We start from the raw sequence: 14,789 nt of genomic DNA on the forward strand, positions 1-14,789 counted from the left end.
TCTCAGTAGATCTGAAAAGACCTCTGATCGAAATGAACGACCGACGACCCTGCTGGTTACGAAAGATCTTGAAAGGCGCCTTACCGGTTTACCGGTACCTCTGCCCGGTCAAGTACGGATCGCAGCGCGTCAGCCAGGTTGGCCTCGGCGTCGACCGGCGACTCCTGTCGCCACGAGATGTAGCCGTCCGGTCGGACCAGGAGACAACCGTCCTCCGGGAACTGCGCCATCCGATGCCAGTTGCCGTACGAGTCGCGAGCGCCGGAGGCGCCAATCCGAGCGATGTTCAGGTCTATCCCCAGTGAGGCAGCCACTTTACCGGCGGCCTCGACCCATGCGGCTCCGGCGAGCCCTGTGACAAGGGTGAACTTGCCGCGGCCGACCAAGTCGAGTGTGGACACCCGCTTGCCGTCCGCCCCGACCAGCCATACGTGCGGCAACCGCGCGCCCGGCCGGATGCTTGGCTGGTGGAACAGCTCGCTGTCCTTGTCCCACATCTCCTGCTCGGAACCGTCGTCAAGCACCGCGGAGGAGACGTATCGCTGATTCATCTCGACGCCGTGCGCGTTGAACTCGTAGTTCTTGAGCCGGATCGCGGCTTCCAGCTCGCGTCGTTTCTCGGCGCCTTCCGGGGTCTCGGCCAGGCATGCGGCCAGCCCTTGCTCGATGCCTTCCGAACTCGTGTCGCCACCGATCCCGAGCACCTGGAAGATCGGCCCGAACTGGTCACGACTCAGGTTCGCCCGGTCGACCACTTGCTTGCCGATCGGCGCGCGCTCGGCGCTGTAGGAATCCAGCAGCGCAGGACCAGCTTCACCGCGGATGACCATCGACAGCTTCCACGCCAGGTTGTACGAGTCCTGAATGGACGTGTTCGAACCGAGTCCGTTCGACGGCGGGTGGCGGTGCACGGCGTCGCCCGCGCAGAACACGCGACCGTTCGAATACGTTGTCGCGTAGTTGTGGTTGACCGTCCACAGTGAAGTGGAGTCGATCTCGACCGCGAGGTCCGGGTCGCCGACCAGGTCCCGCACGATCGCGGTCGCTTCCTCGTCGGTGACCTCCGGCGGTGGCTGCTCGACGTCGTAACCCCAGACCAGCAGCCATTCGTTCCACGGCCGCACCATCCGGACCAGGCCCATGCCGATCCCGCCCATGTGCGCGCCCGGCCGCATCACCCAGTACAGGACGCTCGGCCGATGTGCGACGTAGCGGCTCAGGTCCGCCTTGAACACGATGTTCATGCTGCCCGCTTTGCCGGTCTGACCGGCGATCGGCAGGCCGGCCAGTTCGGCCACCTGGCTACGGCCGCCGTCGGCACCGATCAGATATCGGGTACGAACGCTGTATTCGTCACCGCGCACGCGGTCACGCAAACGCACGGTCACCCCGTCCTCGTCTTGGGTGAAATCGAGGAACTCGGTGTCCATCCGGATCTTCGCGCCGCGGGCCGCGGCGTTGGAGATCAGGATCGGCTCGAGATAGGTCTGCGGCAGGTCGATCATGTGGCACGGACTGGCCGCGGTGTACTCGGTCGCCGAGTGGTCGCCCGTTCCCCAGGTGGCGATCCGGCCGATTTCCGCGCCCGCCAGCGACGTACACAGCACCGTGTCGCCCATCAGGTTCGGCGGCGTACCGCTGACCAGCGCGTCCCGCTCCACGCCGAGGTCGCGCAAAACCTCCATAGTCCGCTGGTTAGTGATGTGCGACCGGGGCGTGTTGGCCAGCCAGCCGTACTTGTTCACGAGCAGCGTGCGCGTGCCATACGTCGCTAAGGCCAACGCGGCAGCGCCGCCCGCCGGGCCGCTGCCCACAACGACGACATCGGTGTCGTAACTCATTGTCCCTCCGTGACCCGGAATACGAAGTCAAGCCGGGACCAGCGGGAGACCTCCCGGCCGTCCGGAGTGGGGCCGTGCTGTTCGGGGAAATCGACGATGAGGTCGTCCTTGACGCCGAAGACCGCGTCGGAGTCCAAATAGTCGCCGCCCCTGACGAACAGCTGGGTGATGAGCTTGTGGAACCCCGGCTTGGCGATCATGAAGTGCATGTGCGGCGCACGGTGGGGGTGCCTGGCGGCCGCGCGGAGCATCTCGCCGACCGGTCCGTCATCAGGTATCGGATACGAAACAGGAACGATGGACCAGTACCGCAGCCGTCCGTCGGCGTCGGTCCGGAACCGGGCACGCAACACCGGGCCGTCCAGGTCGGGCAGTTGCACGTCGTAGAAGCCGTCCTCATTGGATTGCCACACGTCCACAATGGCGTCGGCGACCGGTTTGCCGTGCGTGTCGACGACCTGGACATCCGCCCATACCGGCATGCCCGGCAGGCCTTCGGCGATGTCGTAACCGTGCTCGCGCTCAGGCGGGCCTTCGGTGTAGAACGGGCCGAGCACCGCGGACGGCGTGGTGTCGGGTGTGCGCGAGTTGCTGAGCACATCCACGACGCTGGAAATCCCGAGCGTGTCCGACAGCAGAATGAACTCCTGGCGCGTTTCTGTCGTGATCTGGCCTGTCCTGGTCAGGAACGAAATGGCGTGCATCCACTCCGACTCGGTCAGATCGTTGCGCACCACATACGCGTGCAACGTACGAACCAGATCCTGCAGCAGCTCACGGGTGCGTGGATTGTCGCCCTGCATAGTGTTGACGACCTGCTGGGTCAGTTTGCCGACGTCCGGCACGCCAGTCTGCTGTGGACGGTCGCCACGCCACGCCTCGTCAAGCACCTGCCGGTATTCGTCCACTGTGTCCAGCTGCTGCTCGGTCATTCCCAACTCTTTCAACGAAGTAGGGCCGCCGAGGTCGACGACCAGGTCATAGACGCCGGTCGGCGCATCGCCGACGCCCAGCGCGTCGGCGATCCGGTCCATCGCCGCTGGCGCCATGTAAGCCATGACGTGGGGGAGGAGAACGGTGTGCGTCTCGCTGTGCGGCAGGCCGAACGTGCCTCCGAGCATATGTGCGAGTTTGTGGTGCAGTCCCATGCTGACCGAGCCGAGACACGTTCCTGCCAACCACGCGGCCTGTAGCAAGTCTTCGCGCGCCGCACGGTCTTTCGGATCGGATACGATATTGGGAAGAGCGCGCGCCAATCGGCGAATCGCGTCGAGCGCCAATTGGTCGACGATCGGGTTGGCGTCCGGCGAGTACAGCGCCTCCACGGCGTGCGCCATCGCGTTGATGCCACTCGTGACCGACAGGTTCGCCGGAAGGCCCATCGTCAGGTCGACGTCATAGACGATCGTCTCGGGCAGTACGGCAGGATTTCGGATCGTCGTCTTCTTGCCATCAGCCGTCTGACCAAGGACAGGCGTCGCCTCGGATCCGGCGTAAGTCGTCGGCACGACGATCTGCGGTAGATCGGTGCGCAACGCCAATGCCTTGGCGAGGCCTATCGCCGAACCGCCGCCGACCGCGACCAGACAGTCCACATTGTGCTCACGCAGCACCGCCAAGGCCTTTTCGGTCACCTCGACGGGAGTGTGCATCGTCGGGTTCTCGAACCGCGCGACCGCCAACGGGCCAAGTGCGGCGTACGCGGGTTCCGTTCTGCGTGTGCCGATGAACAGTGCGCGGGACGCGTCGAGCCTGGCCACCTCGTCAGGTAGCGCGGCGATCGTGCCGGATCCGAACACCACCCGGGCTGGGCCCGCCGAGTAGGTGAATGACGTCATTGGCCGAGTATCAGGGTCGGATTGTCATCATTCCTGCACAATCCTGCTGTGTCGGCTGCACAAAACGCTCAGCCGGTGCGCAGCGCTCCTGGCGTTGTACCCAGATGGGTACGCATGACCCTGGTCATATGCTCCTGATGGGTGAATCCGCACGCCGCGGCGACGTCCGCGATGGGCGCGGATCCGGTCCGCAGGAGCAATTCGGCTTGTTTCAGCCGCATCTTGAGCAGGAACCGATGGGGTGCGAACCCCGTCGTGACCTTGAACTGGCGGGAGAACTGGCTGACCGAAAGCCCGGCGACGGCGGCCATGTCCTTCAATGGAACCGGTTCATTCAACCGTTCGGCCAACAGGTCACGCACTTGGTCGAACTGCCGTTGGGAAAGCCCGGTGGCCCTTGGTTCCGGTGCCGGACGGCTGACGCTGTGCTGCCGGATCAGTTGACTGGCAATCAATGCGGTGATTTGGTCCACATAGGTCCGTGCGCTCGGTTCCCAGTCACGGATGGTCGTGTCCAAAGCCAATGCCAACTGCTCGAGCAACGGATCGGTCGTGCCCAGTTCCTCGGCTAACCGCACCGGCCGGTCGTGACCTGCCTGCAAGGCCTCGTCCGCGACGTAGACGTGCAGGGTCTCGAGCTCACCGCCCACCTCGACGGACAGCTCGCCATGCGCGGGCTGCAGGAACATTTCGCCAGGAAGGATGTTCTTCGGCCGCGACGACCCACGCCGGACCTTGACCGGCTTGACCAGATGAATGATCAGCTGATGGCTCGCGGCGGCCTTGAAGGTCGCCATATAGGGCACTTCGCGCTGCTTGGAGACGTAAACGTGTTCCCAGCCCAGGTCCGCGCTTGTCCGCTCCGGCTTGATCCACGGCATCGCCAGAATGCCGTTGGTGTCGGCAACTCCCAGCTCAGCCATTGGAACACCTCCACACTTCAGAATAGTGCAACTGCGTTGAGGACTACTGCCGCAATTAATGTTGATGTGACGAAATGGCGATGAACAACCACGCCAGGAAGTCACGGACATCGATCCTCGCGACGGTCCAATCCGCCGGCCCGTCGGACCACGCCTGGGCGGCAATCCGGTGGCTGAAGGGGCCTGGCGGAACCGTCGCGCCTTTGCAATGCCAGAGCGTTGATGGGTCTTCGCGCGGTACTTCGATGAAGGCAGCCTGGAAACCATCCCACGCGTTGTGCGGCAGGGGCAGTGGCCGGTGCGAGAAATGTGCGGTCGGCGGCGCCGCGGATCAGCGCAGGCCGCGGATGATCAGGTTGGTGATCGGGACCAGCAGCCACATCGCCAAAGCCACGGCTGGAGCTGCGATGATCGCGTGGGTCACCCATGCTCCGGCGAGCGTCGGTCCGCCCCACGCGCCAGCCTCGTGCCCTTCGCGCCAAAACACGCCGTAGGTGGCGATTCTGCCGATCAGGTAGCCGACGAACAGCGACAGGAAGATCGAGAGGAAGCCCGCGAACGCGGTCAGCACGGGCGGTGTCCGGCGGCCTGGTCGGCCGAGACGGGTGGCCCACTGGCGGCGTTTGCCAGGGCCGACGTACATGAAAACTATTCGGCGCCAACCGTTTGCGCCGAGCGGGTCCAGGGCTTTTGTTGCCATACCTGAAAAGTAAGAGACCGGGTGGTTGGATACCACCCGGTCTCCTGGTGGGGGATAACCCCCAAGACTTCAGCTCGTCTCACCCGTCAGAGCGAAGGAACGAAGCCGTTGCGTGGCGATGACCGTGCCGATCGCGATGAACGCGGCGGCCAGGATCGATGCCGTGATGGTCGACAGGTTCGAGTTGAGCAGCGGCGTGTTGCCTGCCAAGCCGTCGGCGAGCGTGACCGAGTACTGCTGGATGCTCAGCGCCCGTGCCCCGGACACGAACTGCACCAGCAAGTTCTCCCACAGCATGATGTAGATCAGGCCAACCGCGACCGGCCTGCGCGACATCAGGCTCAGCGCCAAGAAGAACGCCGTGTACGCCAGCGCACCCACGGCCGCGCCGAGCGCGAGGCCGATGCCCGTCGGGCCTGAGTCCGTGATCAAGCCCGCGATACCGAGCGGAACCGCGGTCGTCACCGCGGTGACCGCCCACGCCACCACGAGCTTCGCCACGATGATCTCGCTGCGTGGCAACGGCTTCGCCAGGATGTGCGTGATCGTGCCGTCTTCGATCTCCAGACCGAGCACGCTGCTGCCGACGATCAACGCCGTCAGCGGCAGGATCACGCCGAGGCCCAGTTGGCCCAGCACGATCGGTCCCCACTCGTCTGGCGAGGCCGGTGAACTGTTGGCGATCAGGGTCAAGCCGATCAGCAACGCGGGCATCGGCAGCAACAACAGGACCCGCCGCCTGCCCAGCAGGGCCCGTGCGGTCAGACCGGCGATCGTGAGGTTCATGACGCCACCAGGTAGGAGAAGACGTTTTCAAGGGACTCGTCGGACGGCAGCACCGCGGTCAGCCGGATGTTCTTGTCCCGCGCGACCTTCGTCAACGTGCGGGTGAAGGTTCCGTAGTCGTTCGCGCGGACCTGTAGGCCGGATGGCTCAAGCTCCACTCCGGACACCGACGTGAGCTCCATCAGCGCCGCCGCCAGCGTGCGGTCGTCGGACGACTGGATGGTGAACACGTGCGGCCGGTTGGTCATCAGCCGCCGGATGTGCCGGTAGTCGCCGGACGCGGCCAGCCGTCCCGCGACGATAACTTGCACGGTCCCGGAGAGTTGCTCGACTTCTTCCAAGATGTGCGAGCTGAACAGGATCGTGCGGCCCTCGCCTGCCATGGTGTGCAGCAGGTCCATCATGTGCAGGCGCTGGCGTGGGTCCATTCCGTTGAATGGCTCGTCCAGCAGCAAGACCGACGGGTCGTGCACGAGCGCTGCGGCGACCCGCGTGCGCAGGGCAATAGCAAAGTCGTTGTTGCTGTTCAGGGGGTAGATGCGGCCAGGAGCGGGAGGATTCTCATGCGGTCGGCGGCGATCCATTCCAGGGTGCGTTTGATCTCGGTGAGTCCAGCCAGGCGGATCAGGCCGATGGCCAGATTGCGGAGCATGGCCATGGCGTGAGCACCGTTGCCGGTGTAGGCGTGCTGGTGGTCCTCAGCGAACACGACGTCGCGGACCCAGTGGATTTTGTTCTCGATGCCCCACTGACCCCGTACCAGGCCACCAATGTCCCGAGCGGACGCTCGCTCGGTGTTCAGGCTGGTCACGCCGTATGCGATCTCTTTGTGGACGCGTTGCCCGGCGAGGTTGAACACGTCCCGGCGGATGCGGAAGACCTGGGCGGCATGAGGGAAATCGACGCCCTCGGCGACGGTCGCCCAGATGGCCCGGCGGGTGATCCGCCCGTGGCTGCGCTCGTCGTCCACATGGTCCTCCGACCCTGGGGCAGCAGGCGGCAGCAGGGCTTGGACCTGGGCCAACAGGGTCGGCTGGTTGCCTTTGACAGCAAGCACGTAGTCCGCCTGCTTGTCGGACACCAGGTGCCGCGCGGTGTCGCGCTGGGTGTGCGCGGCATCGGCCGTGACCACCGCACCCGCCAGATCCATACCCGTGAGCAACGACTTGACCTGCGTGGTCTCGGTCGTCTCGTCGGGGACCCGGATCTGCGAGATGACCACCGCCTGGCCGTGACGCATCGCCGAGAACAGGCGCACACCACCGGAATTACGCACGGCCTTGCCGTCGATGGCCACCCCGTCGAAGCCAGCACAGCCGTCGTCGCCGGCCAGGGCCATCGCTCGATCAGCCAGCCAGTGGCACACCAGCCTGTCGGCGGCCTCGGCGTCCACCGACTCGACCACCCGGCGGATCGTGTCCGCGCTCGGCGCCACACGCCGTCCCGATAGGACGCTCCGCCGCGCCCCGACCAGCTCCAGCAACTCCTGCGGCAAGTCCTCGGCCCGGTCACCGGCCTCCCGGTAGTTCTTCGCCCCCGCCAATACCGCCAGCACCGTCACGGCCAGCACCGTGGCGATGTGATGCCGAATCCCCCGGCGTTTACGGGGATCGGCGACCTTGCCCAGCAACGCGACCAAGTCGGCTAGCTCAGCCGAGCCCATCATGACCGACGCATCGACGGGTACGCAGACGGCATGCGACACTGACACCAGCGGCCTTTCGACAGACGATCAAGAGCGTGAGAACTCACATCGTCCCATCGAAGGGCCGCATCTCCTTACCCACCAGGGAAAACCTCACCCCGCCCCACCACTCCCAAGATCAACCGACTTTGCTTTAGCCCTGCCCGCGTGCGCTGGCGCATGCCTTTTGAGTAGGTGGAGATGCGGCGGTCCTTGGCGTCGTTCATCTCGACGATGCCAAGCGCTTTGGCTGTCGCGGCTGCGGGGTCGCGCAGGCCGTGGAGCTTCGCGCTGGCGTAGACGAACTCTTGCGCGGTCAGGTAGCCTGGCACGCTTTCGCGTTCGGTGACCAGCCCGAGTTCTTTGTACACGTCAGGATTGCGCCAGGACGGGCGTCCGCCGACGGTGACGGTTCCCTGCGATGGCGGGAGGAAACCGGCCATCATGTGCAGCACTGTTGTTTTGCCTGCGCCGTTGGGACCAAGCAGGCCGGTGACGCCGGGGCCGATTGTCAGCGTGACGTCGTTGACCGCGACGACATTGCCGTACCAGTGCGAAACCCCGGTCAGCTCCACTGTGGCCATTTTCGTGGTCGCCCCTGGTTCGATTGCGGTGGCGGTCATGCTTTCACCTTCTTGTAGCGCCACATGAGCACTGCCGTGCCCAGCACCGCGAGCAGCAGCGCGGCGACGCCGTAGACGGGGCCGTACGGGCCGATCAGAGTGAGGTCGTCGGTAGTGCCGAACAGCCACTCGTCGACGCCGTTCAGAAGGTTCACCGGGTTGAGCAAGCCAGCCAGGTATGCCGCGTCACCCGAGCTGAACGACTGCAGCGCGCCGGAAACCGGTGCGCTGAGCAGGAAAACGGCGATGATGAGACCGGTCGCGAACACTCGCCTGCCGGTCAACGACGCCAGCGGCAACGCGATCGCCGCGACCACGATGGCGTGAATCAAGGCGACAATCACGCCGGGGATCAGGTCGCCGAGTTCGCCGAAGACCTCACCGAGCCCGCCGGTGCTGAACGCGAGCCCGATGAACATGATCAGCAGGGGACCGGCGTACATGAGGAAGACAGCGGAGATCAGCGCGCCGAATTTTGCCAACGCGTACTGCGTCCGGTGCGGCGGGCGCGAGAAGTACAGCGGCAGCAAGCTGTTGCGCAGATCGCGGGATACCAGTTCGGGAGCGACGATCGCGGCGAACGCGGTGATTCCGTACGAGAACGTCGACACGAGTCCGACGTACGTCAGCACCGGTTCGGGCAGTTGGCTGCTGACGACGACGATGATCAGCGACGCCATGCTGGCGATCGTGAGCATGCCCAGCGGCAGGATCTTCGCCTTCGCCGTTCGGCCAAGCCCGAACGCGCTGCGCAGGCTGTGCACGTAGATCGACCACGCCGAATAACGGCGGCTCAGCCGCGGGCCTTCGTATCTCTGATATCCAATGTCGTGTATGACACCCGATTCAGGCATGGCTGACCTCCTCCCGGAACAGGTCGGCGACCTGGTGACGGTGCTGTTCAAGACGGTGCAACGACAGGTCGAGGTCCGCGACCGCGTCGCGGATCGTGTCGAATGTGGCGTCACCGTTGAGCGTCACCATCAGCACGCGGTCTTTGCGGCGCACCGCGAGACCGCTGCTCGCCAGCCGGTCGGTCAGCGCGTCCTCGCCGTCGTCGACCTCGATCATCAAGATGTCGCTGTGTTGCGTCATTGACGACAAGCTCGCCGACCGCAGCAGTCGTCCGTTTTCGATGGCGACGAGTGACGTGCAGATCCGCTCGATCTCGCCGAGCAGGTGCGAGCAGACGACCACGGAGATGCCGAACTCGCTGCCGATCCGGTGCACCAGGGTGAGCATCGCCCTGCGGCCTTCCGGATCGAGCCCGTTCGTCGGCTCGTCCAGCAGCAGCAACTCGGGATCGTGCACAAGCGCTTGGGCAAGCTTGACCCGCTGTTTCATGCCGGTCGAGTAGCCGCCGATCTGGCGGTAGCGCTCTTCGTACAACCCGACGTGCCGCAACGTCTCCGACGCCCGCTCGCGAGCAGCGGCGGGCGGAAGCCCGCTGACGCGTCCCATGTGGGTGACGAACTCGGCCGCGGACACGTCCGGCGGAAGGCAGTCGTGCTCGGGCATGTAGCCCACACGTGCACGGACGGCGTCACCATCAGTGAGCGGGTCCAACCCCAGTACCCGGATCTTGCCGCCGGTCGGTTCGAGCAACCCCAGCGACAGTTTGATCAGCGTGCTCTTGCCTGCACCGTTGGCGCCGACCAGCCCCACGATGCCCGGTTCGATGGTCACCGTGAGGTCGGCGAGCGCGGTGACCGTGCCGCCGTACCGCTTCTCCAGTGACTCGGTCTCGATCAGGTTCACGCGGAGCACGTTACGGAGCCCGGCCGATCAAGGCATCCGGCACCGTCCCTGGAAAAAGCGGCCGTGCCCCTAGGGGATATGCCCGAAAAAGGCCGAAGCCGGTGCGACTCGTCGTCGCACCGGCTTCGGTGGAAGGAAAGTCAGATCACCAGAAATGCGTCTGGGTCTGCGCGTTGAATTCCCTCATGTTCACGAACTTCGCCGAGAGAACCCGGGGATCGACGATCTCGAGGACCTCGAAGCCCTTCTCGATGTCCGACGAGTAGATGTGCCCGTTGTAGTAGTACGTCGACCACGGTCCCGCGGTGGTCAGCGTGTTGGAGACCGGGCCGCGCTCCCAGTAGCCGATCTCCTTCGGCCGCTTGGAGTCGGTGAAGTCCCACACCGAGATCCCGCCCTGGTACCAGGCCTGGACCATGATGTCCTTGCCGAGCACAGGGATCAGCGAGCCGTTGTGCGCGACGCACACCTCGGACTCCGCGTTGGGCCTCGGGATCTTGAAGTAGCTGCGGAACTCCAGCTTGCGGTTGTCACCACGACCGGTGATGTCGTAGACGCCGTCCGCGCCGCGCTCCGGGCCGATCTGCTCGTTGCAGGTCGCACGGCCGCCACCACCGAGCTCGTCGGTGAACACGACCTTGGTGCCCTCGTTGTTGAAGGTCGCCGAGTGCCAGAACGCGAAGTTCTTGTTGTCCTGCACCTGGTTGATCACACGCGGCTTCTCGCGGTTCTTGATGTCGAACAGGATGCCGTCACCCATGCAGGCACCGGCCGCGAGATCCTTCGACGGGTACACGGTGATGTCGTGGCAGCCGGAGGTCGGCGTCACGAACCGGTCCGGGAAGGTGCCGGGGACACCGGCGTTACCGCCGTCCGGGAACAGCACCGGCTTGGCCACGATCGCCGCGGCTGCCGGGTTTTTGACCGGCACCTTGATGATCGAGATCAGGTCGTGCGGCGGTGAGCAGTCAGGGAACTCCGCGCGCGGGCTGTAGGAGGAGACGTAGAGGTAGAGGTCCTTGGACTTGTTGTCAGGGACCAGCGTGTGGGTGTGCGAACCGCAGTTCGTCTCCACCGCCGCGACGTACTTCGGCGCACGCACGTCGCTGATGTCGAAGATCTTGATGCCTTCCCATGCCGTCTTCTCCGACGCGGGCTTGCTCACGCTGTTGCAGGAGTCGTCACTGCGTGAGGAGTCGGTGGACAGGAAGAGCAGGTTGCCGGAGACCGAGATGTCGTTCTGACCGCCGGGGCAGGAGACCTGGCTGATCAGCTTCGGCTTCCGTGGGTTACGGATGTCGTAGATGGTGAATCCGTTGTAGTTGCCGACAAACGCCTTGTCGCCACTGAATGCCATGTCGGTGTTCAACGCTTCAGGGACGTTGAACGGCGCTTGTTTCGGCAGGCTGGCAAGCTGGCGGATGTTCCAGCTGTGCCGGACTTCGTCGATGCTGGGGATGCCGCTCTGCTCAGCAGCCGCTGCCGGCGTGCTGATGATCACCGGTAGTGCTATGGCCGCGGCTGAAAGCAGCGCGAGCGATCTACCTTTCGCCCCCATGTCAGCTCCTCTCGCCCGACGCTGGACACGCCGGGTGGGAGACAGTATTCCGTATCAGTTAGCTACTGAAAGCATCCGAAAGTAGGAAACCAACCTGATTGGTGTCCTGTACTTTTACGCACTGTGAGGAGCGCGTGGATAGTTGGTTTCGCTGTGACACTTACGGTTGTCGGGTGTACGGCCGAGCCGAATCCGGTGAGTGACACCCCAGGGGTGATCGTGCCGGGCAAACCAGGCGAGCCCGCGAAGACGCTGGAGCCCGGGCAAACCCCCGCGGACATGCCGCGAAACCAGCCGAACGACGCCGACTTCCGGTACATCCGGATGATGATCAAACATCACCAGCAGGCGCTGGAGATGACCGGCCTGGTGCCGGAGCGTGGCGCGAACCCGACGCTGAAGTCGTTCGCGAGCCGCATCGCCGACACGCAGGGCCCCGACATCAAGTCGATGGAAGCCTGGCTGTCCAAGAATGGCAGCGGCGGCGGAGCGGCGCACGGCGGTCACGAGCAGATGGTGGGCATGGTGACGCCCGAACAGCTCGCCACGTTGCGCGCGGCGAGCGGCCCGGATTTCGACAAGTTGTTCCTGCAGTTGATGACCGCGCATCACGAAGGCGCGCTGTCGATGGCGACCGACGTGCTGCAGACGGGGTCGGACGTGTTCGTCGAGGAGATGGCCCAGGACGTGATCGTCACCCAGGAGAAGGAGATCGCCCAGATGAAGGCGATGACCGCGCCCTGATCCTGTTTCCTCTTTCCTCGATCAGATCTCGTATCCGATCGCTCTGCTGGATGGCGGCCGCGTCTGCCTCGGCCGGTCGGACCGCGGGTTTCCGGTCGCAGAACCAGGTTTCCTATCTGATCTAGGGCCTGTTTTAGAAGTTGATCTAGATTTGAAACGATCTTGGGGTGGGCCGTGGCGATCTGACGGACGAGCAGTGGACGAAGCTGGAGGCGGTGCTACCCAAGGGCAAGAAGCCCGGTCGGCCACCCAAGCATCCGAAACGACAGCTCATCGACGGGATCCGTTTTCGGGTCCGCACCGGCATCCAGTGGCGTGATCTGCCCGGTCGCTACGGCCCCTGGCAGACAGTGTATGGGCTGTTCCGGCGCTGGCAACGAGACGGAACCTGGAAGCAAATCCTGTCCCAGTTTCAGGCCCAGGCCGACGCGGCCGGATTAATCACCTGGGACATCAGCGTGGACTCCACGGTCGCACGCGTGCACCAGCACGCCGCTGGCGCACGAAATCAGGGAGATCTGCAGCGGGAATCGCCGGGCGGGGTGGACATCGAGCCGGCTGATCACGGGATCGGCCGGTCACGAGGTGGGCGGACCACGAAGCTGCATCTGGCAACCGAACAGGGACAAAAGCCGTTGTCAGTGGTGGTCACCGCTGGGCAACGGGGCGACTCACCGCAGTTCCAGCCGGTCCTGGAACAGATCAGTGTGCCGCGGATCGGTCCGGGCAGGCCGCGGACCCGTCCAGACCAAGTGTTAGCCGACAAGGCGTACGGCTCTCGCGCCAACCGCGCCTACCTGCGCCGCCGAGGGATTCGATGCACCATCCCGGAGAAGGCCGACCAGATCCGCCACCGCAAGAATCGAGGTAGGCACGGCGGTCGCCCTCCCGCGTTCGACCACGAGGTCTACAAGCAACGGCACTCGGTCGAGTGCGGCATCAACCGGCTCAAACGCAACCGGGCCGTGGCCACTCGCTACGACAAGCTGGCCGTTCGCTACGAGGCCACCGTCACCGTTGCCGCGATCAACGAGTGGCTCTGACCAGCGCCACGCCAGCGTGCGATCCTGGCGTCCCACTGGTTCGCACATCGGGAGAGACCTGGGGATGACCGCCGACTACTACATCGCCGACACCGAGAACGGCGACCACATCGAGGACCCCTCCGAAGACGCTCTGTTCATGCTCATCACCGACCTCGCCCACCCCGAGAACACCTTCCTGACGGTCAACCCCGCTGACATGGACGCGGGCTGGTACGCCTCCGTGTCCCTGCTCGACGACGACACCTACGAGGTCGAACGACACCACCCCGACCAACAGGAACCCACGCGGACCACCAGTGCTGACCGCAACCAGATCGCCAAAGACCTCACCATCTGGCTGGCTGGCCAGTTCCCTTCACCGTGACCAGCCAGACCTAACCAACGAGATTTCCAAAACAGGCCCTAGTCGGAACGCCAGGTGCCCTATTCGGTCGCCGGGCCAGGCGCCGATCGGATTGCCGTGTCAGGCCCCTGTCGGATTGCAGCATCAGGTTTCCTATCCGATCAAAGGGCCTAGATGCCTACCGGGGCGCGGCGCCAGGGTTTCTCTGGCGCCCGACCAGGTTTCGTATCCGATCAGCGCGGTGGGGTCCTCCCATCCGACCGCCGGACCAGACCAGGTTTCCTATCTGATGTCTGATGTAGGTCAGCCGGGCACGTTCGTGGGCGGCGTAGTTGGCGTGCTCGGTGCCGTCGTCGGTGGCTGCGGTTGCGGTGCTTGGCGGGGAGGCCGCGGGGCGTCCCGGAAATCGCGGTAGTCGCGGTAGTCGCGATACGGACGCTGCTCCCAGTTCGGGCCGTTGCCGCGCGGGCCACGGTCGAACTGGTGATAACCGTAGTAACTACGGCCGCGCGGACCGTCCCTGTCGATAAGGGCGACCACGCCACCGCCGATCACCAGGCCGACAAGGCCCGCGGCCACGACCTGAGTGGCCCGGCGCCGGACGAACCTGCCGAACCCACCTGGCGTCCGAGCGGCAGTTGGCGGAACCGGAGGCGTTGGCGGCGGGGGAGGCGGCGGCGCTTCGGCGCCGAGGGCCGAGGTCTGGTCAGACTGCTCGGCCTGAGGCTGGGCGTTCTGTTGGGCAGCAGCTTCCGAGCCAGCAGCCTCGGAGCCCCCACCATCAGGGCCAGCCGCCGCCGTTGGGGCTGCCTGGTCTGCGGGCTCCGGCTGGTTCAGTGGAGTGGTGGCCTGGGCGGGAGCTTCGGGCTGCGCGTCCTGGTCGTTCGGTTGAGCCTGCGGTCGTGGGTCATTGGGTTGGTCGGACACTGGTCGCTCCCCGTGACG

At 65.0% G+C, this 14,789-nt stretch carries 15 protein-coding genes; 3 read left to right on the forward strand and 12 right to left on the reverse strand.

Annotated features, from left to right (window positions below; all coding sequences use genetic code 11):
• Positions 1–80 precede the first annotated feature (80 nt).
• From LWC34_RS47925 to LWC34_RS47975, 11 genes are all read right to left on the reverse strand, one after another.
• A complete protein-coding gene (locus tag LWC34_RS47925; RefSeq protein WP_233732382.1) occupies positions 81–1,841 on the reverse strand; it encodes an FAD-dependent oxidoreductase in 1,761 nt (586 codons plus the stop codon).
• Positions 1,838–3,679: a maleylacetate reductase and hydroxyquinol 1,2-dioxygenase domain-containing protein gene (locus LWC34_RS47930; RefSeq protein WP_233732384.1), complete on the reverse strand. Its 1,842-nt coding sequence runs from the start codon at positions 3,677–3,679 to the stop codon at positions 1,838–1,840. The genes LWC34_RS47925 and LWC34_RS47930 overlap by 4 nt, the downstream gene beginning before the upstream one ends.
• Positions 3,680–3,747: 68 nt before the next feature.
• Complete coding sequence (locus LWC34_RS47935) at positions 3,748–4,602, reverse strand: helix-turn-helix domain-containing protein (RefSeq protein ID WP_233732387.1); 855 nt, start codon at positions 4,600–4,602, stop codon at positions 3,748–3,750.
• 331 nt (positions 4,603–4,933) lie between these two features.
• Entirely contained in the window at positions 4,934–5,302 is a 369-nt protein-coding gene (locus tag LWC34_RS47940) for a hypothetical protein (protein WP_233732390.1), read from the reverse strand.
• Positions 5,303–5,371: 69 nt separating this feature from the next.
• Positions 5,372–6,088: a DUF2705 family protein gene (locus LWC34_RS47945; protein WP_233732393.1), complete on the reverse strand. Its 717-nt coding sequence runs from the start codon at positions 6,086–6,088 to the stop codon at positions 5,372–5,374.
• The gene (locus tag LWC34_RS47950) at positions 6,085–6,672 is read right to left on the reverse strand and encodes an ATP-binding cassette domain-containing protein (RefSeq protein WP_233732395.1); all 588 of its coding nucleotides are present in this window, start codon (positions 6,670–6,672) and stop codon (positions 6,085–6,087) included. Before LWC34_RS47950 ends, LWC34_RS47945 begins: the two co-directional genes overlap by 4 nt.
• Entirely contained in the window at positions 6,615–7,799 is a 1,185-nt protein-coding gene (locus tag LWC34_RS47955) for an ISAs1 family transposase (protein ID WP_233722717.1), read from the reverse strand. Before LWC34_RS47955 ends, LWC34_RS47950 begins: the two co-directional genes overlap by 58 nt.
• A 68-nt stretch (positions 7,800–7,867) precedes the next feature.
• Positions 7,868–8,395 (reverse strand): ATP-binding cassette domain-containing protein, encoded by a 528-nt coding sequence (locus LWC34_RS47960; RefSeq protein WP_233732398.1) that lies wholly within the window; start codon positions 8,393–8,395, stop codon positions 7,868–7,870.
• The gene (locus LWC34_RS47965; RefSeq protein ID WP_233732400.1) at positions 8,392–9,249 is read right to left on the reverse strand and encodes an ABC transporter permease; all 858 of its coding nucleotides are present in this window, start codon (positions 9,247–9,249) and stop codon (positions 8,392–8,394) included. Before LWC34_RS47965 ends, LWC34_RS47960 begins: the two co-directional genes overlap by 4 nt.
• A complete protein-coding gene (locus LWC34_RS47970; RefSeq protein WP_233732411.1) occupies positions 9,242–10,153 on the reverse strand; it encodes an ABC transporter ATP-binding protein in 912 nt (303 codons plus the stop codon). Before LWC34_RS47970 ends, LWC34_RS47965 begins: the two co-directional genes overlap by 8 nt.
• Positions 10,154–10,298: 145 nt before the next feature.
• On the reverse strand, positions 10,299–11,711 hold the full coding sequence (locus tag LWC34_RS47975; RefSeq protein WP_233732414.1) for an LVIVD repeat-containing protein: 1,413 nt from the start codon (positions 11,709–11,711) through the stop codon (positions 10,299–10,301).
• Between the two features lie 153 nt (positions 11,712–11,864).
• Between LWC34_RS47975 and LWC34_RS47980 the strand changes: the two genes are divergently transcribed.
• From LWC34_RS47980 to LWC34_RS47990, 3 genes are all read left to right on the forward strand, one after another.
• On the forward strand, positions 11,865–12,455 hold the full coding sequence (locus LWC34_RS47980) for a DUF305 domain-containing protein (protein ID WP_250109477.1): 591 nt from the start codon (positions 11,865–11,867) through the stop codon (positions 12,453–12,455).
• A 167-nt stretch (positions 12,456–12,622) separates the two neighbouring features.
• Positions 12,623–13,498: an IS5 family transposase gene (locus tag LWC34_RS47985; protein WP_233731282.1), complete on the forward strand. Its 876-nt coding sequence runs from the start codon at positions 12,623–12,625 to the stop codon at positions 13,496–13,498.
• 64 nt (positions 13,499–13,562) lie between these two features.
• Positions 13,563–13,865: a hypothetical protein gene (locus LWC34_RS47990; protein WP_233731281.1), complete on the forward strand. Its 303-nt coding sequence runs from the start codon at positions 13,563–13,565 to the stop codon at positions 13,863–13,865.
• A 282-nt stretch (positions 13,866–14,147) separates the two neighbouring features.
• On the opposite strand, the gene LWC34_RS47995 is transcribed toward LWC34_RS47990, so the two are convergent.
• Positions 14,148–14,771 carry a hypothetical protein gene (locus tag LWC34_RS47995; RefSeq protein ID WP_233732419.1) on the reverse strand — a complete coding sequence of 208 codons (624 nt, stop codon included), beginning with the start codon at positions 14,769–14,771 and terminating at the stop codon, positions 14,148–14,150.
• Between the last annotated feature and the right edge of the window lie 18 nt (positions 14,772–14,789).

The sequence above is a fragment of the Kibdelosporangium philippinense genome (assembly GCF_021390435.2).
Lineage (GTDB): Bacteria > Actinomycetota > Actinomycetes > Mycobacteriales > Pseudonocardiaceae > Kibdelosporangium > Kibdelosporangium philippinense.